This is a genomic window from Desulfovibrio sp. (assembly GCF_009712225.1).
Lineage (GTDB): Bacteria > Desulfobacterota > Desulfovibrionia > Desulfovibrionales > Desulfovibrionaceae > Desulfovibrio.
Genome location: NZ_WASP01000005.1, coordinates 61,832 through 79,112 on the forward strand (window position 1 = coordinate 61,832; position 17,281 = coordinate 79,112).

Here is a 17,281-nt window from a genome sequence, read left to right on the forward strand (position 1 = left end):
CCGTTGCGGGGCCGGATTTTTCTTACTTGAGTCGCCGCGTCCACTCGGTCATGGCCTGCATGACCGCTGCGGCCTGTTTTACAAGGGCCTCATCCTGTACATCGCCGTTGTCGGCAAAGGCCGGGGTAAAGGCATTGGAGAACAGTTCCGGCTTGTTCAGCACGTGCAGGTTCAGGTACACGCATACCTGACGCAGATGGTACTGCGCACGCGACGTGCCCATGCCGCCGCCTGCGCCCACAATGCAGGCAGTTTTGCCCGTAAGGGGAGCAAGGTCGGGCTCACGCGAAAGCCAGTCCAGCGCGTTCTTCAGCGCCGGAGCCAGCGAGTAGTTGTATTCGGGGCAGGCCAGAACCAGCCCGTCTGCCGCGCTGACCTGATCAACGAGCCGCTGCACCACAGCGGGCTTTTCCATATCTGCATTATAGAAAGGCAAGGCGGAGATATCCACGATTTCCAGGCTCACGCCCTGTGGTAGATTCGCCGCGCAGCACCGCAAAAGTCCGGAATTACGCGAGGCCTTGCGCAGGCTGCCCGATATGCCGACAAAGGTAATGTTTCCCATACAAAGCTCCTTAAAGTTGTACAGACACTAGCAGTTTACTGTGTTTTTATTCAAAAGCCCACAGGTAAACAGCAGGGTCAATGGGTACGGATATCAGCTGCCGGGGCAAAGCCCTGATGGATTACACGCTGCCAGACCCGAGGAACTTGCAGGCAGCGACTTGAAAAATTGGCAGGCCAAAACAGGGAGTATGCACACCGGGCTGCCGGACAGACGATTACGCCTGCCCCTTGGCTCTGGCCCTGCTTTCAAACTTTTCCCTGTCCACCACCACGCGCTCGTGCGTACCTTCGCCGATGAGGCCAGCCTCGTCATAGGCGGCAACATTGAAACTCAATCCTTTGCCGTTGGCAGAAACTGCCGTGAGCTCGGCGCAAAACCGCACCTTCATACCCAGTGGCGTTGCGGCCACATGGGTCACACTTATACCGGTTCCAACGGTTGTCAGCCCTTTATCCAGCACGGCCTGGGCTACCTCCACGGCTGTGGCTTCCATCCATGCCACCATCATGGCCGTGGAAAAAACACAAACCTTGCCGCTGCCCACGCTGCTTGCCAGCATGGATTCGCTAACCGTTGTTTCCTGCGTACCCTTCATGCCTGGCTGTAACATAGTGCTCATTGTGCCTCTCTGCCGAATGGATGCTGATGGTGTGAAACGCCGCTGCGACGCTGCCGGTGAAGTAACCGCAATACAGCGGCACGATCATGCAAGGACGATAAATGACATATCGAGCGCTTTCAATAGCCCTAGAAGTACGCCGAAAGGAACATGGAGGCAGAAAATGAAAAAGCCCTCTCAGGAGGGCCGTTTCATGTGGAGGTTGCGTTTGCCCGCGCACAAGCGCCAGCATCGGCTATATGGAAATATCAGGCATTGGCTGCCTTAAGCATTTCTTCGACCATGGAGAGCGAAGGGGTCGCGCCAGAATCAAGCCCGCACAGGCCGCGCACGGCCAACATGAGCATGTCGAACTGGAGAGCCATTTCGGTAACTCCGTTGTGGATCACGCAAACATCACCGCGCATGAACAGCTTGTAGGCGTGGCGGCTGCGTTCCTGACCGCTGGAACGAACAATGTAATAAACCTGTTCGTTATTTTCGGTCACATAGAGTTTTTGGCGGGTCAGTGTACCCTGCGATTCATCGTACCATGAGCATTCTGAAAAAAGACGGCCGCTAAAGGCAAAATCGCAGCCATTGTCCTGCTTCAGGCAAATGTCTTCCATGGTTTTCTGCGCGTTCATTCAATATCCTCCGCAGGGTCTGACCAGACAGTGGTCGCAAAATCCCCAAGCAACGTTGGGGAAAATTAGCACTGCATCAGAAGCGTTGTCAATAAAGCGCATCCAATGAACAACAAAATCGCATGCGCAAACAGCAAACAAAATTTGTAATATTCTAATTTTATTAATTAAAAAAGATGCGTTTTCTTTTGCGGTTTGTCGTTTGACGAGGCTGATGCGGGCAGAGCTGCAGCCTCGCCCCAGCCCCGCTACCCTGCATTTTTGAGCGCGGGCAAGCACCCGGGCGGATTTGGCGCATTGCGGTTGTGTGCAGCCCGGAAGATACATTTAACTTACTGTAATTTTTATTTTTGCTGCCTCTGGCGAGCAAAACGGGCATATGCGCGCGCAACGGGCGAGCATGGATCCATAGCTTCAAGGTAGAGGCCATGCGCCTTGGGCGGTTCCGGATTCGGCCTGGGGGCACGAGCAGGCGCGGCAACACGAACTGCAGTTTTATCCAGTCCGGCCTTGCCCATGAGCAGGCTGACCTTTATGGCGCTGAAAAATTCCTGCTCCATAAAAGCGTTAACCCGCTCAAGTATTTCGTCTGCCATAAGGTGCAGCTCCTGCGCCAGCATGGCATCCTCTGCGCCGATAAGCAAAAGATCACGGTGATGCCCCATGGGGCGGGCCAGAGGAGCCAGATCAGGCCCCATGACCATAGCCCAGTTGAGCCAAAGCTGCTGCAAACGCGCCCTGCCCTCTCCCTGGCCGGGGGTCGCGCCAAGCCCTGCCAGCACAGAGGCCATAACCTCCACGGCTGGTACGGGCTGCGCATCCTTCTGGCGCTTGCGGAATACTGCCATCACGGCTCCAGGGCTGGTAGGGGCTGTTGGGTGCGGCTGGGCTCGCCCCAACGGGGCCGCCAGACAGGACAAAATGGACTCATTGACTATATGTAGATATATTGATACTTACATCAATCAAATTTGATTTAAGGGAAGCCATGGCACTTTTATTTTTCAAGGCTCTTTCAGACGAAACACGTCTGCGGCTAGTGCACATCTTGCTGCATTACGAACTTTCGGTCAACGAGCTGGTCAGCATACTCGATATGGGGCAGTCGCGCGTTTCGCGCCACCTCAAGATTCTTACCGAGGCAGGGCTGCTCACATCGCGGCGCGACGGACTGTGGGTTTTTTACGCCACCCCGCGCTCTGGCGAAGAGCGCGAGTTTTTGCGCGCCATCACGCCCTTTGTGCACCCAGATGCGGCCATGCGCGCCGACCTCAACATGGCCGCCCAGATTCTAGAAGAGCGCGCCCTCAAGACACGTCAGTTTTTCAACGCCATTGCGGAAGACTGGGACGAACTGAATCGTGAAGTACTTGGATCGTTTGATCTTTCTGAAGCTGTTTGCGAAGCGGTGCCCGAAGGCTGCGGAACAGCCGTGGATCTTGGTTGCGGAACGGGGGCGGTGTTGGCCCGCATGCTGCCCAAGGTGCAGGGGATCATCGGTGTGGATGGCTCTGCCCGCATGCTCGAGATATGCCGCCGCCGCTTCACGCCCGAAGATCTGGCCGCTGGCCGGGTTTCGCTGCGTATCGGCGAACTGAGCCACCTGCCCCTGCGTGACCACGAGGCGGACTTTGCCTGCATCAACCTTGTGCTGCACCACCTTTCCGACCCGGCAGAAGGCCTGCGCGAAATACGCCGCATCATGACCGTGGGCGGCAGACTGTTTGTGGCCGATTTTCAGCGTCATGCGGATGAGACCATGCGCAGCCGCTACGGCGACCGCTGGCTTGGCTTTGACGAACATCAGCTTGGCATTGATCTGGGAGCTGCGGGCTTCAGGGTATTGCACTGCAAGCACATGCCTGTCGACCGCAACATGACCCTGCTGCTGCTGAGTGCAGAGGCCTGCTAGAAATACCGAGTTCCAAGCCAGCACAACCGCTGGCACAGATACATACTTTTTACAGACAACGATAACAAAATTGCGGATAGGAGAACACCATGATCAAACCTCTTGACCTCAGCCTGGAATACAAGGTTGCCGACATGTCGCTGGCCGACTTTGGCAAAAAAGAAATGCAGCTTTCCGAGCGCGAAACCCCCGGCCTGATGGAATGCATCAAAAAATACGGCCCCACCAAGCCCCTCAAGGGCCTCAAGGTTACCGGCTCGCTGCACATGACCATTCAGACTGCCATGCTCATCAAGACCCTGCACGCCCTTGGCGCAGACATCCGCTGGGCTTCGTGCAACATCTTCTCCACCCAGGATCATGCCGCCGCCGCCATCGCAGAAACCGGCATGGCCAAGGTTTTTGCCTGGAAGGGCGAAACCCTTGAAGACTACTGGTGGTGCACCGAAATGGCCCTTACCTGGCCCGACGGCAGCGGCCCTGACCTTATCGTGGACGACGGCGGTGACGCCACCCTGCTGATCCACAAGGGTTTTGAGGCAGAAGACGACCCCTCCATCCTTGATCAGCCAACCGACAACAAGGAATTTCAGTGCATTCTTGACCGCCTCAAGCTGCGCCTCAAGGAAGACCCCCAGCACTGGCACAAGGTTGCCGCCAAGGTAAAGGGCGTTTCGGAAGAAACCACCACCGGTGTGCACCGCCTGTACCAGCTTGAAGCCGCCGGAACCCTGCTGTTCCCCGCCATCAACGTCAACGACTCGGTCACCAAGTCCAAGTTCGACAACCTGTACGGCTGCCGCGAATCGCTGGCCGACGGCATCAAGCGCGCCACCGACATCATGGTGGCTGGCAAGGTCGTTGTGGTTGTGGGCTACGGCGATGTGGGCAAGGGCTGCGCCCAGTCCATGCGCGGCTTTGGCGCTCGCGTGCTGGTTACGGAAATCGACCCCATCTGCGCCCTTCAGGCCGCCATGGAAGGTTATGAAGTCACCACGGTTGAAAACGCCCTGCCCCAGGGTGACATCTATGTGACATGCACCGGCAACTACCACGTCATCACCGGCGCCCATATGGAAGCCATGAAGGACGAGGCTATTGTGTGCAACATCGGCCACTTCGACAGCGAAATCGAAATGTCCTACCTCGAAAACACCTCCGGCATCACCCGCCTGAATATCAAGCCGCAGGTGGATAAATGGACGCTCAAGTCTGGCCGCAGCATCATCGTACTGGCCGAAGGCCGCCTGGTAAACCTTGGCTGCGCCACCGGACACGCCAGCTTTGTCATGTCCAACAGCTTCACCAACCAGACCCTTGCCCAGCTCAAGCTGGCCTCTGAGCCGCTTGAAAACAAGGTGTACACCCTGCCCAAGGAACTGGACGAAGAAGTGGCCCGTCTGCATCTCGACCGCCTGGGCGTCAAACTTACCAAGCTTACCCCCGAGCAGGCCGAATACATTGGCGTAAAGGCCGAGGGGCCCTACAAGCCCTCCCACTACCGCTATTAGGCCATACGTAACAACATATCAAAAAGCCGGGGTAAACCATTGCGGTTTACCCCGGCTTTTTGATTTTACGCACGCAGCACTGCACGGATGGCAGCTTGCGGTCTTGCCGATTTTTTATTGCGGGCAAACCTGTACCCACAGATCTGCCTGATCCCGCACACGCCCCGCGGGCGGGGGGGGGCTACGCCTGGTCCGGCACCCTTTCTGCTCTCCACAGGGTCAGCACCCTGTTTTTTTATTCGTTACGGCATGTCGGCAACGACCAAATCAGCAAGCTCCATAAGGCCCTGATGAGTCGTTTAGGCTATATCTAGCCCCAAGACCTGTGGGCCAGGAAAAACAAAAGGGCGACAAACGGCCAAATACTTACACAAACCTAGATAGCACCTCGGCATTTTATGTGGCCATCTGTGACTGCCACAGTTATACAAATAATTTTAGGCAAATATTTTTGTGACGAAAGCACACCCTGAAGACTAAACGTCAATTCCTTGTTGAAAATTGAAAGTGGTTCACTACACTTAATAAATGCATTACCAAATTTTGTATTACAAATTTTGGGCTGAAAATATTTTTTGTATTGCAAACATACGCATTACAATCGATTAAAAAACATTATGCTATATTAATAATCGAGAATGCAATTCCATTTCAAAGAATTAACGACACAATACAACGCTTCAGTTAATGACAAGCAATCATAAAATTAAATCACATGTTCTATTGAAAAACACTATAGTGCCGATAATCATTAAGTCACATCGAGCAAATTGAAAAGCCTTCAGTAATTTTAAACTATTTGGATATGGCACCGGTGTACTGCTGGATAGATATAAGAAAAAATTTTAACGGAAAAAGCATCTAGTGGAGAGGAATCATGAAATTGAGTGTAAAGTTATCTCTGATGGCCGGGTTCTTAATGCTGCTTACAGTTGCAGTTGGCTTGTTCAGTCTTCTGCAGATGGCAAAAATGAATTCTGGAACGGAAGAAATAAACAGCAACTGGCTCCCCTCCACAAGATATGTACTGAGTATGAGCGTAAATACTTCTGATTATCGTGCATTACAGGTTCAGCTTGCCAGCAGCACCTCTGCCGATGACTTCTCGCGCTTCAAGAGCCGTATGGACACCGAGCTCAAGGAATTTGAAAGCAACAAGTCCAAGTACGCACCGCTTGCTTCTACGCCAGAAGAAAAAACGACCTACGAATCGTTTCTGCGCGAATGGCAAGGCTACATGGATGCTTCCAAAAGTGTGGGGCAGCTGGCGGCAGACGGAAAGAACGAAGAAGCTCTCAACCTTTTACGCGGCAACACGCGCGCTCTTTTTGACAAGAGCAGCGATCTGCTTGAAGAACTTGTGCGCATTAATACCAAAGGCAGTCAGCAGGCAGGCAAGAGCTGTGAAGAGCTGTACACCTCGGCCAAGCTGCTAGTTACGTGTATGCTGGCTGCGGCGCTGCTTGCGGGCATAACCATTGCCGTGATTATTCTGCGAGGAACCCACAAACAGCTTGGCAAAGACCCCGGAGAACTCAACACCATTGCCCTGCGCGTTGTGGATGGCGACTACAACATAGACGACGGCAGCCCCAAGGTTGGCGTGTACGAATCCATTGTTGCCATGGTGCAGGCGCTCAAGGGACATATAGACCACGCCAAGGAAGAATCGAGCAAAGCCCAGCTGGCGGCAGAGCAGGCCCGCCAGGCCCAACTGGTCGCCGAGGAGGCAACTGCGCGTGCGGAATCGGCCCGCAGGGAAGGACTGCTTGATGCCGCCGCCCAGCTTGAGGGCGTGGTTACCGTCGTAGCTTCCGCGTCAGAAGAGCTCTCTGCCCAGATCGAGCAGTCTTCTCGCGGCGCAGACCAGCAGGCGCACCGCATTGCAGATACGGCAACCGCAGTAGAAGAAATGAACGCCACTGTCATTGAAGTGGCCAAAAATGCGGGTGCTGGTGCCAACCTTTCTGCCTCTGCCCAGAACAAGGCGCGCGAGGGTGAACAGATCACCGCCAGGTGTCGCCAGGCCATGGACGATGTACAGTCTGAAACCATGGGGCTCAAATCGAGCATGGACGCGCTGTCTGACCATGCGCAGGCCATCAATGAGATTATGACCGTTATCTCGGATATCGCCGACCAGACCAACCTGTTGGCCCTCAACGCAGCCATTGAAGCGGCGCGGGCTGGTGAAGCCGGGCGCGGCTTTGCGGTTGTGGCTGACGAAGTGCGCAAACTGGCAGAAAAAACCATGGCCTCGACCCAGGATGTGGGCAAGGCAATCCAGGCCATTCAGAGCAGCACCAAGGAAGGTGTCAAGCGCATGGACATGGCCGTGGACAAGGTAAATCTGGCGGCAGGACTGGCCGCCGACAGCGGCAACGCCCTCACCGAAATTCTGGACCTCTCAGAGCAGACCGCTGATCAGGTGCGCAGCATCGCCACCGCCAGCGAAGAACAGTCTGCCTCGTCGGAGGAAATCGCCCGCTCGGTGGAGCACGTCAACACCATCGCGTCAGAGACGTCCCAGGCCATGGGTGAGGCCAACAAGGCAGTTTCAGAGCTTGCGGCCCAGGCGCAAAACCTGTCGAGAATCATCGACCAGCTCAAAAATTCCTAGGCACGACAGCACGCCTTTATCTTTGCACGGGCCGGTTCTGCATTGCAGGACCGGCTTTTGCTTTTGCGGCCCCCTGCAACGGCAGCGCATTGCCCAGCGGGGCGTTGACGTGTATGCTCGCCGCACGCCGTAAAAGCTGCGGCAGGAACAAGTGCAAAGGAACCCAATGCAAAAAGTGACCATCCATACTGACGGCTCGTGCCTTGGCAATCCCGGCCCCGGCGGCTGGGCCGCAGTGCTCAAACTTGACGGACAGGACTACCGCAAGGAATTTGCCGGTGGCTACAAGCTGACCACCAACAATCGCATGGAAATTCTGGCCGTAGTGGAAGCCCTGAGCCAGCTGCAAAACCCCTGCGAGGTAGAGCTGTACTCTGACTCAAAGTACGTGTGCGACAGCATCGAAAAACGCTGGGTCTGGGGCTGGCAAAAAAAAGGCTGGATCAAGAGCGACAAAAAACCCGCCCTCAACGTAGACCTGTGGCAGCGGCTGCTGCCCCTGCTTGCCAAGCACAAGGTGCGCATGCTCTGGCTCAAGGGCCATGCGGGGCACCCGGAAAACGAACGTTGCGACGTTCTGGCCCGTGCCGAGGCTGGCCGCAGAGACCTGCCCCCCGACACAGGCTACAAGCCCTAGGGGCGCAAGCTCCGTACCGTCTGCCCTTGCGGACACATCCGCAGGGGCGCGCAAGCCCCCGGCGTTTCCCCTTTTTTTCAGCTTTTCAGGCCAGCTGCCAGAACCACCCGCATGACACCAACTACCCCGGACACCGCACTTTCTCTTGCCACTCTCTGGCATTCGCTTGGCTGGCCGCTGCTGCGTCTGTTGCTGGGTCTGGCTGTGGGCCTGCTGGTGGCAAACCTGCTGGAAGCCCTGCGCTGGACACGCCATCTGGCCCGTCTGGCCGCACCGCTGGCGCGGACCGCCCACCTGCGTGATGTGGCGGGCGCGAGCTTTTCACTGGCGTTCATCTCGCCCGCAGCCGCCAACGGTCTGCTTTCTGACAGCCACAACATCGGCGAACTCTCAAACACCGAGCTCATGCTGGCAAACCTGTTCAACAGCCTGCCCGCCTATCTTGTACACACGCCCACCATTTTTCTGCTCACGTGGCCAGTGCTGGGAACCCCCGCCCTGGTGTACGTGGCCCTGACCCTTGTGGCGGCTGCCGGGCGCACGGGCTTTACCATTCTGCTGTCGCGCCAACTTTTGCCACCACCACCGGCGGGCTGTATTGCCTGCAAGAGCCTCAAGGAGCAGGGTACTTCGTGGGGCGATGCCCTTCGCAAGGCATGGCAGCGCTTTTTACGCCGCCTGCCCAAGCTGGTGTACTTCACAGTGCCCATCTACGTGCTTATGTTCTATTTGCAGCGGTATGGCTATTTTGCCCTGGCCGAGGCATGGCTGGCCGACCACATGGGCTGGCTCTCCTTTTTGAAGCCGCAGGCCATGGGCATTATTGTGCTGCATCTGGCGGCAGAACTGGGAGCGGCCCTTGGTGCTGCTGGCAGTGTGCTGCAAACCGGCGGGCTTTCGCCGCGTGACGTGGTGCTGGCCCTCATGGTGGGCAATATTCTCTCCACGCCCATGCGCGCAATACGGCACCAGTTTCCGTCGTACTCGGGATTTTTCCGGCCCGCACTGGCACTGAGGCTCATTCTGGCCAATCAGGGACTGCGGGCCGCAAGCATGGCCGTTGTTACCGTTGCCTATTACTTTTGCTCGTAAGGATGGGGAGATGAGCCAGACACCAGAGCTTGAGGAAGTGCAGGAGAATTTCAACATGGGCATAATCTGCGCCCAGCAGGTGCTGGCCCATTTTGCCGACCGGCTTAACCTGCCTGAAGAAACCGCCCTCCGCGTGGCATCTGCCTTTGGCGCAGGCATGGGCAAGGCCGAAGTATGCGGCTGTGTTTCGGGCGCGCTCATGGTGCTGGGCCTCATGCACGGGCCAAGCGGCCCCTGCCCCCGCCCGCAGAAAGAAACCTTTTACGCCCGGCGCGACGCCTTTACCGAGGCATTTGCCAAGGCTCACGGCAGCATGCAGTGCCGGGGCATTCTGGGGCACGACCTCACCACGCCCGAGGGCATGGCCGCCGTGCGCAAGGAAAACCTGTTCATAAAAACATGCGCGCCCATTGTTTGCGCAACCTGCGCGCTGCTTGAAGAATACCTTTAGGAGCATCACAATGACCGACACCACCGCCATGGCTGCCGAAACCCCGGCCACCGAACCAGTCGCCCCCGTGGCAGCCGCCACGTACGCCCCCCATATTCAGGTTATCAAACCCGAACACACTGGCGCACGCGTCACCGTGCTGGTGCAGCCGGAAGAAAAGCATCTTTCCATGCCCCGCCCCAAAACCTCGCGCCAGCTGCTTGCAGCCCTTGGCCTGGCAGAGGAAACAGCCCTTGTGGCCCGCGAAGGCCAGCTGCTTACCCCTGACCGCCATATATGGCCTGGCGACAACCTGCTTGTGCGCAAGGTGGCCTCTTCTGGCTAGCTCTGCCTTGCCGCCACAAGCGGAAAATGGTAACCGCAATATATGCTAAACCTAGATATTTCTCAGGTGCTGAGCACCCTGGCTGTGGCCGCTGTACCCGCTTTGCTGGGCATCATCCTGCACGAGGTGGCCCACGGTTGGGTGGCCTATCGCTGTGGCGACCCCACGGCCAAGTTCATGGGACGCCTGACCCTGAACCCCCTGCCGCACATCGACCCCATGGGGCTGCTGGCCTTTGTGCTCACCAGCCTTTCCGGGGCCTTTGTCTTTGGCTGGGCCAAGCCCGTGCCAGTCAACCCCCGCTACTTCCGCAATCCCGCAAAAGAGATGATGCTGGTGGCACTTGCCGGACCACTCACAAACTTTTTGCTGGCAACACTTTTTGGTCTTTTGCTGTGGGCGGTGATTCACATTTTCCCACCACAGCAATGGCTTCACAGCAGCAGCTACGTTTTTGCCCTCAAGACCATACAGACCGGCGTTATCATTAATTTTGGTCTGGGCTGGCTGAATCTGATTCCCATTCCTCCACTGGACGGCAGCAAGGTCGTGGCCTATTTTTTGCCCCCAAACGCCTCATATCGTTACCTGAGCATTGAGCGTTACGGCTTTGTCATTCTTTTGTTGTTGCTGTTTACCGGTGCGCTTGGTCTGGTGCTGGGGCCGCTGGTCAGTGGAAGCGCCGTAGGTCTGCTCTCGCTTTTGGGCATAATCTAGGCCACCACTCCATGAACGGTACTGACGTGCACTTTTTCCAGCAACACGCGCAATTGCGCGCATAAGAGGCCTGCAGTGAAATTCGTTGGCGTAGACTACGGCCTGGCCCGCACCGGGCTTGCCGTATCCGACCCGGAAGGACGGCTGGCCTTTCCCCTGATGACCTTGCGGCTCGAGGATTTTTCTGACCGCAAAGCCTTTCTGGCAGCTCTGGCCGAGCGCATTGTCGAAGCCGGAGCCGAGGCTGTTGTGGTGGGCCTGCCCCTTACCCTTGATGGCGAGGAAAGCCTCACCACCCGCCAGATCCGCAATGTTACCGAGCGCCTAAAGCGCCGGGTATCTCTGCCTTTTTTCTTTATGATGGAAGCGCTGAGCTCTCAGGAGGCGTGGTCAGACCTGCGTGATGCCGGTCTGAAAGTGCGCAAACGCAAGGCCGTGCTTGACCAGCAGGCCGCCGTGCGCATTCTTTCCTCCTTTCTTTCGCTTGCGCCGCAAGACCGGAGACCCGCATGAAAATACTGATGCGCACGCTTGGGCTGCTCTTTGTGCTGGCCCTGGCAGGTGGGGGCTGGGTGGCCTATGAGGCCCACACCTTCCTCAACACCGCGCCCGAAACCCCTGGCCGCGACGTTTTTTATGATGTTCCCGCCGGGGCACGACTGGCGCAGGTGAGTGCCGGGCTCGCCAAGCTGGGTGTGGTAACCGATGCCCGCAAACTTGACCTGCTGGCCCGCTATAAAAAGTGGGAGAACCGCCTTCAGGCTGGCCGTTTTGCGCTCAATACCGGCTGGCTGCCCGAAAAAGTGCTGGACGAGCTGGTCAACGGGCACCCGGTGCTTTACCGCGTTACCGTGCCAGAGGGTCTGTCCTGGTGGCAGACAGGCAAGGTGCTTGAAGAAGCCGGACTTGTCGTTTTTGAAGATTTCCGCAAGGTTGTGACCGACCCGGACTTTTTGCGCCATTACGGCATACCCTTTGCCACGGCTGAGGGTTTTTTGATGCCCGACACGTATCTGCTCAAAAAAAATGAAGTTATCGACATGGCTCAGGCCAGGGCCGTGGCCGGACGCATGGTGGACAACTTCTGGCGCAAGACGGCGGCCGTATGGCCCGATGGCAAAAAACCGGGGCCGGGACAGGCAGACCAGCTCAAAACGTGGATGATTCTTGCTTCCATAGTCGAAAAGGAAACCGGCATTGATGCCGAGCGCGCCCGCGTGGCGGGCGTGTACCAGAACCGCATCAACAAGGGCATGCTGCTTCAGGCCGACCCCACGGTGGTCTACGGGCTTGGCCCGGCATTTGACGGCAACTTGCGCCGCCGCGATCTGGACGACGCCAACAACCTGTACAATACCTATCAGCGCCCCGGCCTGCCGCCGGGGCCCATCTGCTCGTTCGGAGCGGCCGCGCTGGCGGCAGCCGTGCGCCCCGAGGCGCACAACTATCTGTATTTTGTGGCTAAATTTGATGGTGGCGAGCACGTATTTTCCACCAACCTCACCGACCACAACAAGGCTGTGCGGCAGTACCTGCAAAACCGCCGTAGCGCCAAGCCCGCCGCGCCCGACGCGCGCTGAGGAGGCTCCTGTGAAGTACCTCATCGTTGAAGATTTTTCCGGTCAGGAAGTCCCCTTTATCTTTCCCCGCCGTGTAGACCACAGCGACATGCGCGAACAGCTGCCCTACAGCCGCGTGGTCTCCGCCGGTTTTGTGGAGCTGGGTCCCTCCGGCTTTGCCTGCACGGGTGGCAACCCCGAGTTGCAACTCAAGGCCAGACCGCAAGAGGACGCGGCCATCATAGCCGAGGCCCTGCGACAACGCTGACCAGCTGACCGCCCGGTCATCTGACAGCAAGCACCATTGGCCGAACCTGCACGGAGAGCACCATGCCCAAGCCGCAGCCGAGCATGCCCGGCCTTGTCATAGGCGGCACGGGCAGCAATTCCGGCAAAACCACACTTACCCTGGCCCTGCTCTGCGCCCTGCATGAGCGGGGTCTTGTGGCGCGGGCTGCCAAAACAGGGCCAGACTACATTGACGCGGCTTTTCACGCCAACCTCACCGGCCAGCCCGCCGCCAACCTCGACACGTGGATGTGCCGCGAATCAGCGCCCTCACCCGCAGAGAGGCCTCTGGGTGGTGGTCGTAGTTCATCAACCGGGCTGCCTGCCGGTTTGAAGCGCATTTTTGCGCGCATGGCAACGCCAATCCAACCGCAGACAGTCCCCTTTGCTCTGGGCACGCCCGATGTTCTCGTTGTTGAAGGGGCCATGGGTCTGTTTGACGGCGGACACAAGGGCGTGGGCAGCACGGCCCATCTGGCTGCCCTGCTGGGCCTGCCCATACTGCTGGTACTCAATGCCGGAGGTATGGGGCAATCTGTTGCCGCGCTGGCCGAGGGCTTTCTGCACCACCGCCCCGCCTGGGCGAGAGTACGCCCCATGCGCTTTCTTGGCATGGTCTGCACCCATGTGGGCAGCACTCGCCACGCCGAACTGTTGCGGCAGTCACTGGCCCCACTAAACAAAAGCAGCGGGGTTCCTCTGCTGGGGCTTATGCCACGGCAGGGCGCACCCACCCTGCCCGCCCGCCATCTTGGACTGGTTGAAGCCCGCGAGGTATTGCCCGGCGTAGACAGAAAAGCCCTGGCCCAATGGGCGGAAGACAACTGTGATATCGACCTGTTGCTGCGCAGGGCTGGCGCAGCTGCGCTGCGACGGATTCCGCCCGTAAAGGTCGTCACACCTGTTTCCCTGCCCCAAAAACAGCCTGAAATGCCGCCAGCCAACAGCCCCGCGGCCCGGTTCTTTCCCGCCAGCACTGGCACAAGGCGCGGCAAGCGCTGCCTGCGCATCGGTATGGCCTGGGACGAAGCCTTCAGCTTCTGCTATGCCGACCTGCCCGCCGTGCTGGGCGAGCTCAAGGCCGAAGTGGTTCCCTTTTCTCCCTTGCGGGATACCAGCCCCCCAGCCGGTTGCGCGGGTCTATACTTTCCCGGCGGCTACCCCGAGCTGCACGCGGACCGCATTGCGGACAATGCTGCAATGCGCGCGACCCTGCACAGCCTTGCCGCCCAGAGCATGCCCATTTATGGCGAATGCGGGGGCTACATGTACCTTATGCGCTCGCTGCTGCTGAACGGGCAGCAATACGCCATGAGCGGCCTGCTTCCCCGTAGCTGCATTCTGGGGCAAACCAAGGCCGCGCTGGGCTACCGGGCCGCGCTGGCACTGGCCGACTGGCCTACGGCCAGCAACCGCACTTCCAGCCCCCCTGAAAACAGCGCACCAGCCCGCCCCCTGTGGGTGCGCGGTCACGAATTTCATTATGCGCAGGAACAACCAGACCCCCTGCCAGCCCAGTGCAGCCTCCTGTGGCAGCTGCACGACAGCCAAGGCCGCCTGTTGCGAGCCGACGGCTGCCGCACGGGCTCTGTGGCGGGCTCGTGGCTGCACTGCTACCCCGAAGGCTCACGCCGCTTCTGGCGGGCATGGTTGGGCCTTTGCTCGGCTTACCTTTCAGCCCAAGGCACGTAAGGACATCATGACGCACACCACCACTTGTGCTCCCTCTGTGGAGCTCGACCCGGCATGCACCCCGGCCCATATCGAAAATCGTTCGTTTGAAATCATTGATGCCGAAATTCCTGAACCACGCCCCTTTGAAGGCGCTCTGTGGAGCGTGGCCCGGCGCTGCATCCACACGCTCGGCGACACAGACATCCTGCGCGACCTGCGCCTGAGCAGTCAGGGTCTTGAGGCTGGCGTGGCAGCCCTGCTGGCGGGCTGCACGGTATACACCGACACGCGCATGGCTGCCGCCGGGCTACCCATGCGCCGCCTTGAACCGTTGGGCGTTACCGTTACGCCGCTCATGGCCCTGCCCGGTCTGGCAGAGCTTGCCGCAAGCCGCGGCACCACGCGCTCACGCGCGGGGCTTGAAAGCATTGCCCAGAACATGGGGGGCAATATTGTGGTGATCGGCAACGCACCCACTGCCCTGCTGGGACTGCTGGACGAGCTGGCCCAAGGGGCGCAACCGCCGGCCCTCATTGTGGGCATGCCCGTGGGCTTTGTGAATGCAGCCCAGTCAAAGGAGCTTCTGCGCCAGAGCCCGTGGGCACACTTTACCCTGCTGGGGCGCAAGGGTGGCTCTGCCGTGGCTGCAGCCTGCATTAACGCACTGGCAGATATTGCGCTGGAAAAGCGCGGCCTCCGGGATGTGGCAGCGCTGTAAGCCAACCCGCCCAACGCACATCATCACGGCACCTGACCAAGGGATTATCTGCAGACCAAGCCTTTAGATGCCTCTGTGCTGCTCTTGCTATTTTTTTAATAGCGCGCTATGAATTCCATAGCGCGCGCAAGAACAATCACCAACCGCGGCCCGCAACACGCATGCCGTGAGGGCGCAGGTCACAGAGTCAAACAGCAAGGAGAATCCCATGCCTGTCATCACCATAGCCATGCACAGCACCACTGAAGAAGTGAAGAAGAACCTGATCGAAGGGCTGACTGCGGCCGCAGTGGCGGCCACGTCTGTCCCGCAGGAGAAGTTTGTGGTCTTTGTTGAGGAATATGAAACCGACGCCATCGGCATCGGCGGGCGTACACTCAAGGCAATCAAGGCCGCCCAGTAAGGCGCGGGATTGAATCTGCCGGTCAGACAAACCTAACTGGAAGAGGTATCCCCGGGGGAGGTTGCAGAAGCGAGCCTTTTGCTGAGCAGTTCGTTCCAGCGCTCGGCTTCCTCCGGGGCCACTTCCATGGCCCAGGCAATGGCCCAGGTTCCAAAGGGTTCCAGCAGCTGGTTCAGCTCAAGGCCCATATCGGTAAGGGCGTAGCCCTCGTCCGTGACGCACACAAGCCTGGCTTCGCGCAGTTCCTTCAGGCGGCTGTTGAGCACAGCCGGAGATATGGTTTCGCATACAGTCTGGAGGGCACGAAAGGTAGCAGGCCCATGCCGCAGCTGCCAGATGACGCCCATGGCCCAACGCTTGCCCAAGAGGTCAAAAAGCGCCATGAGCGGCATGCCGCTACGTGAACCGCGAACGGGTTTGCCTGGTTTGGGTATGCTCATCTTTCTGCCATAATATGCTTCGCCGCCAGATGGTTGGTCGGCGCTAGCCCTGCTTTTGAGGCTTTTCTGCCTTGTCGGCGTCAGCGGCATCCACAGTCTGCGCCTCAGCACTTGCCGGTTTTTCGGCATGGTCAGCGGCATCAGCCGCCTCGGGGCTGATAATCTCCGCGTCTGTCACATCGTCATCGTGGGCAGCAGGCTCAGGCTGACTGCCAGCGGCATTGTCCGAACCCGTTTCAGCATCAAGCACCGGCGGCAGGGCCTTGGCCTCCACCACCTGCCCGCCAAGGGCCAGACGTTGCATTTCGTTTTGCGGCAGGGGTATGCAACCCTTGTCCACCAGCACTATCCCCGTGCGTTCCAGCACTTCGCGCCGGTATTCATATTCTTGCTGCATGCGATGGTGGCGGTACATAAACCAGCGGTGCACCAGATAGCACACGGCAATCATGGCGGCCAGACTACCAGCAATCCAGGGGATATAATCGGTCAGCGCGCTGCCAAGGCGCATGAGGGCAGAAAAAGCCCCGTCCACAAAAAACAGGCCCGCGCCTAGCAGCATGATGCCCAGCAGCAGAACCACCGTGGGCGCATTGCGGATAATGGCGTAAAAACGGCGCAGCCGTTCAGGAACCTGCTCGTCGTCCACATTTTTTCCGCTGCCCTGCGCCTCTGCATGCAGGCCGTCTTCACGCCCCAGATAGCGCGAAACCCATGTTCCAGAAAGGTGCACAATGAGCATGAGCCCCACGGGGGCAAGTACCGCGGCCACGGCCCAGCCCAGCCAGGGGAAACGCGCCAGCGGCGGCCCGCCGGGCACTTCGGGTGCCGCGTGCATGACGCCGTAAAAAAAAGACACGCCGCCAACCACCAGCTCCACAAAAAAAATGGCGACCATTAGATATATGAGCGCATCCTTGTACGGCCCTGCGTACCAGGCTGCGCCTTGTGCGCTGCGGCTTTTGCCAGCAGTTTCGGCTGGCTGACCTTGCGCGTCTGATCTGTTTTTCTCTGTTTTCTGCATTCGTTACCTCGGTTCCCGAAACATACGATGTGGCGCTTTTTCCCGCAAGCCCCCATTCCCCGGAACAAGGATTTCACGCCAGAGCATCGCCCTTGCT

General features: G+C 58.4%; 20 protein-coding genes. 14 read left to right on the forward strand and 6 right to left on the reverse strand.

Annotated features, from left to right (window positions below; translation table 11 throughout):
• Positions 1-22: 22 nt before the first annotated feature.
• The 4 genes from F8N36_RS04120 to F8N36_RS04135 all read right to left on the reverse strand — a co-directional run bounded on the left by F8N36_RS04120 (position 23) and on the right by F8N36_RS04135 (position 2,661).
• A complete protein-coding gene (locus F8N36_RS04120) occupies positions 23-565 on the reverse strand; it encodes an NADPH-dependent FMN reductase (protein ID WP_291331532.1) in 543 nt (180 codons plus the stop codon).
• Positions 566-782: 217 nt separating this feature from the next.
• Positions 783-1,187, reverse strand: a complete 405-nt coding sequence (locus F8N36_RS04125) for a thioesterase family protein (protein ID WP_291331533.1) — start codon at positions 1,185-1,187, stop codon at positions 783-785.
• A gap of 248 nt (positions 1,188-1,435) precedes the next feature.
• Positions 1,436-1,813, reverse strand: a complete 378-nt coding sequence (locus F8N36_RS04130; RefSeq protein ID WP_291331534.1) for a hypothetical protein — start codon at positions 1,811-1,813, stop codon at positions 1,436-1,438.
• 344 nt (positions 1,814-2,157) lie between these two features.
• The gene (locus tag F8N36_RS04135) at positions 2,158-2,661 is read right to left on the reverse strand and encodes a DUF721 domain-containing protein (RefSeq protein ID WP_291331535.1); all 504 of its coding nucleotides are present in this window, start codon (positions 2,659-2,661) and stop codon (positions 2,158-2,160) included.
• Between the two features lie 140 nt (positions 2,662-2,801).
• Between F8N36_RS04135 and F8N36_RS04140 the strand changes: the two genes are divergently transcribed.
• The 14 genes from F8N36_RS04140 (at position 2,802) to F8N36_RS04205 (ending at position 15,720) form a co-directional block, all read left to right on the forward strand.
• The gene (locus F8N36_RS04140; protein ID WP_291331536.1) at positions 2,802-3,725 is read left to right on the forward strand and encodes a metalloregulator ArsR/SmtB family transcription factor; all 924 of its coding nucleotides are present in this window, start codon (positions 2,802-2,804) and stop codon (positions 3,723-3,725) included.
• Between the two features lie 89 nt (positions 3,726-3,814).
• Positions 3,815-5,236 carry an adenosylhomocysteinase gene (ahcY, locus tag F8N36_RS04145; RefSeq protein WP_291331537.1) on the forward strand — a complete coding sequence of 474 codons (1,422 nt, stop codon included), beginning with the start codon at positions 3,815-3,817 and terminating at the stop codon, positions 5,234-5,236.
• An 877-nt stretch (positions 5,237-6,113) separates the two neighbouring features.
• The gene (locus tag F8N36_RS04150) at positions 6,114-7,856 is read left to right on the forward strand and encodes a methyl-accepting chemotaxis protein (RefSeq protein ID WP_291331538.1); all 1,743 of its coding nucleotides are present in this window, start codon (positions 6,114-6,116) and stop codon (positions 7,854-7,856) included.
• 166 nt (positions 7,857-8,022) lie between these two features.
• Positions 8,023-8,493: a ribonuclease HI gene (rnhA, locus tag F8N36_RS04155; RefSeq protein WP_291331539.1), complete on the forward strand. Its 471-nt coding sequence runs from the start codon at positions 8,023-8,025 to the stop codon at positions 8,491-8,493.
• Positions 8,494-8,604: 111 nt separating this feature from the next.
• Positions 8,605-9,585: a hypothetical protein gene (locus F8N36_RS04160; RefSeq protein ID WP_291331540.1), complete on the forward strand. Its 981-nt coding sequence runs from the start codon at positions 8,605-8,607 to the stop codon at positions 9,583-9,585.
• A gap of 10 nt (positions 9,586-9,595) precedes the next feature.
• Positions 9,596-10,036, forward strand: a complete 441-nt coding sequence (locus F8N36_RS04165) for a C-GCAxxG-C-C family protein (RefSeq protein WP_291331541.1) — start codon at positions 9,596-9,598, stop codon at positions 10,034-10,036.
• A gap of 10 nt (positions 10,037-10,046) precedes the next feature.
• Positions 10,047-10,361 carry a hypothetical protein gene (locus F8N36_RS04170; RefSeq protein WP_291331542.1) on the forward strand — a complete coding sequence of 105 codons (315 nt, stop codon included), beginning with the start codon at positions 10,047-10,049 and terminating at the stop codon, positions 10,359-10,361.
• Positions 10,362-10,403: 42 nt separating this feature from the next.
• Entirely contained in the window at positions 10,404-11,078 is a 675-nt protein-coding gene (locus F8N36_RS04175; RefSeq protein WP_291331543.1) for a site-2 protease family protein, read from the forward strand.
• A 75-nt stretch (positions 11,079-11,153) separates the two neighbouring features.
• Positions 11,154-11,591: a Holliday junction resolvase RuvX gene (ruvX, locus tag F8N36_RS04180; RefSeq protein ID WP_291331544.1), complete on the forward strand. Its 438-nt coding sequence runs from the start codon at positions 11,154-11,156 to the stop codon at positions 11,589-11,591.
• On the forward strand, positions 11,588-12,658 hold the full coding sequence (gene mltG / locus F8N36_RS04185) for an endolytic transglycosylase MltG (RefSeq protein ID WP_291331545.1): 1,071 nt from the start codon (positions 11,588-11,590) through the stop codon (positions 12,656-12,658). Before ruvX ends, mltG begins: the two co-directional genes overlap by 4 nt.
• A gap of 10 nt (positions 12,659-12,668) precedes the next feature.
• Positions 12,669-12,905: a hypothetical protein gene (locus tag F8N36_RS04190; protein ID WP_291331546.1), complete on the forward strand. Its 237-nt coding sequence runs from the start codon at positions 12,669-12,671 to the stop codon at positions 12,903-12,905.
• A gap of 62 nt (positions 12,906-12,967) precedes the next feature.
• Positions 12,968-14,617, forward strand: a complete 1,650-nt coding sequence (locus tag F8N36_RS04195) for a cobyrinate a,c-diamide synthase (protein WP_291331547.1) — start codon at positions 12,968-12,970, stop codon at positions 14,615-14,617.
• 7 nt (positions 14,618-14,624) lie between these two features.
• Positions 14,625-15,317, forward strand: coding sequence for a precorrin-8X methylmutase (locus tag F8N36_RS04200; RefSeq protein ID WP_291331548.1), 693 nt, complete (start codon positions 14,625-14,627; stop codon positions 15,315-15,317).
• Between the two features lie 208 nt (positions 15,318-15,525).
• Complete coding sequence (locus tag F8N36_RS04205) at positions 15,526-15,720, forward strand: tautomerase family protein (RefSeq protein ID WP_291331549.1); 195 nt, start codon at positions 15,526-15,528, stop codon at positions 15,718-15,720.
• A 32-nt stretch (positions 15,721-15,752) separates the two neighbouring features.
• Here F8N36_RS04205 and F8N36_RS04210 read toward each other — a convergent pair whose 3' ends face one another.
• Positions 15,753-16,160, reverse strand: coding sequence for a helix-turn-helix domain-containing protein (locus tag F8N36_RS04210; RefSeq protein WP_291331550.1), 408 nt, complete (start codon positions 16,158-16,160; stop codon positions 15,753-15,755).
• A 43-nt stretch (positions 16,161-16,203) separates the two neighbouring features.
• Positions 16,204-17,184, reverse strand: a complete 981-nt coding sequence (locus F8N36_RS04215; protein WP_291331551.1) for a hypothetical protein — start codon at positions 17,182-17,184, stop codon at positions 16,204-16,206.
• Between the last annotated feature and the right edge of the window lie 97 nt (positions 17,185-17,281).

Excerpts from the sequence above, each read along its gene's own strand:
- rnhA (WP_291331539.1), top strand. The coding sequence starts at position 8,023 with ATGCAAAAAGTGACCATCCATACTGACGGCTCGTGCCTTGGCAATCCC.
- F8N36_RS04130 (WP_291331534.1), bottom strand. The coding sequence starts at position 1,813 with ATGAACGCGCAGAAAACCATGGAAGACATTTGCCTGAAGCAGGACAAT.
- F8N36_RS04195 (WP_291331547.1), top strand. The coding sequence starts at position 12,968 with ATGCCCAAGCCGCAGCCGAGCATGCCCGGCCTTGTCATAGGCGGCACG.
- F8N36_RS04150 (WP_291331538.1), top strand. The coding sequence starts at position 6,114 with ATGAAATTGAGTGTAAAGTTATCTCTGATGGCCGGGTTCTTAATGCTG.
- F8N36_RS04135 (WP_291331535.1), bottom strand. The coding sequence starts at position 2,661 with ATGGCAGTATTCCGCAAGCGCCAGAAGGATGCGCAGCCCGTACCAGCC.
- F8N36_RS04120 (WP_291331532.1), bottom strand. The coding sequence starts at position 565 with ATGGGAAACATTACCTTTGTCGGCATATCGGGCAGCCTGCGCAAGGCC.
- F8N36_RS04160 (WP_291331540.1), top strand. The coding sequence starts at position 8,605 with ATGACACCAACTACCCCGGACACCGCACTTTCTCTTGCCACTCTCTGG.
- F8N36_RS04125 (WP_291331533.1), bottom strand. The coding sequence starts at position 1,187 with ATGAGCACTATGTTACAGCCAGGCATGAAGGGTACGCAGGAAACAACG.
- F8N36_RS04210 (WP_291331550.1), bottom strand. The coding sequence starts at position 16,160 with ATGAGCATACCCAAACCAGGCAAACCCGTTCGCGGTTCACGTAGCGGC.
- F8N36_RS04170 (WP_291331542.1), top strand. The coding sequence starts at position 10,047 with ATGACCGACACCACCGCCATGGCTGCCGAAACCCCGGCCACCGAACCA.
- ahcY (WP_291331537.1), top strand. The coding sequence starts at position 3,815 with ATGATCAAACCTCTTGACCTCAGCCTGGAATACAAGGTTGCCGACATG.
- F8N36_RS04200 (WP_291331548.1), top strand. The coding sequence starts at position 14,625 with ATGACGCACACCACCACTTGTGCTCCCTCTGTGGAGCTCGACCCGGCA.
- F8N36_RS04140 (WP_291331536.1), top strand. The coding sequence starts at position 2,802 with ATGGCACTTTTATTTTTCAAGGCTCTTTCAGACGAAACACGTCTGCGG.
- F8N36_RS04175 (WP_291331543.1), top strand. The coding sequence starts at position 10,404 with ATGCTAAACCTAGATATTTCTCAGGTGCTGAGCACCCTGGCTGTGGCC.
- mltG (WP_291331545.1), top strand. The coding sequence starts at position 11,588 with ATGAAAATACTGATGCGCACGCTTGGGCTGCTCTTTGTGCTGGCCCTG.
- F8N36_RS04205 (WP_291331549.1), top strand. The coding sequence starts at position 15,526 with ATGCCTGTCATCACCATAGCCATGCACAGCACCACTGAAGAAGTGAAG.
- F8N36_RS04165 (WP_291331541.1), top strand. The coding sequence starts at position 9,596 with ATGAGCCAGACACCAGAGCTTGAGGAAGTGCAGGAGAATTTCAACATG.
- F8N36_RS04215 (WP_291331551.1), bottom strand. The coding sequence starts at position 17,184 with ATGCAGAAAACAGAGAAAAACAGATCAGACGCGCAAGGTCAGCCAGCC.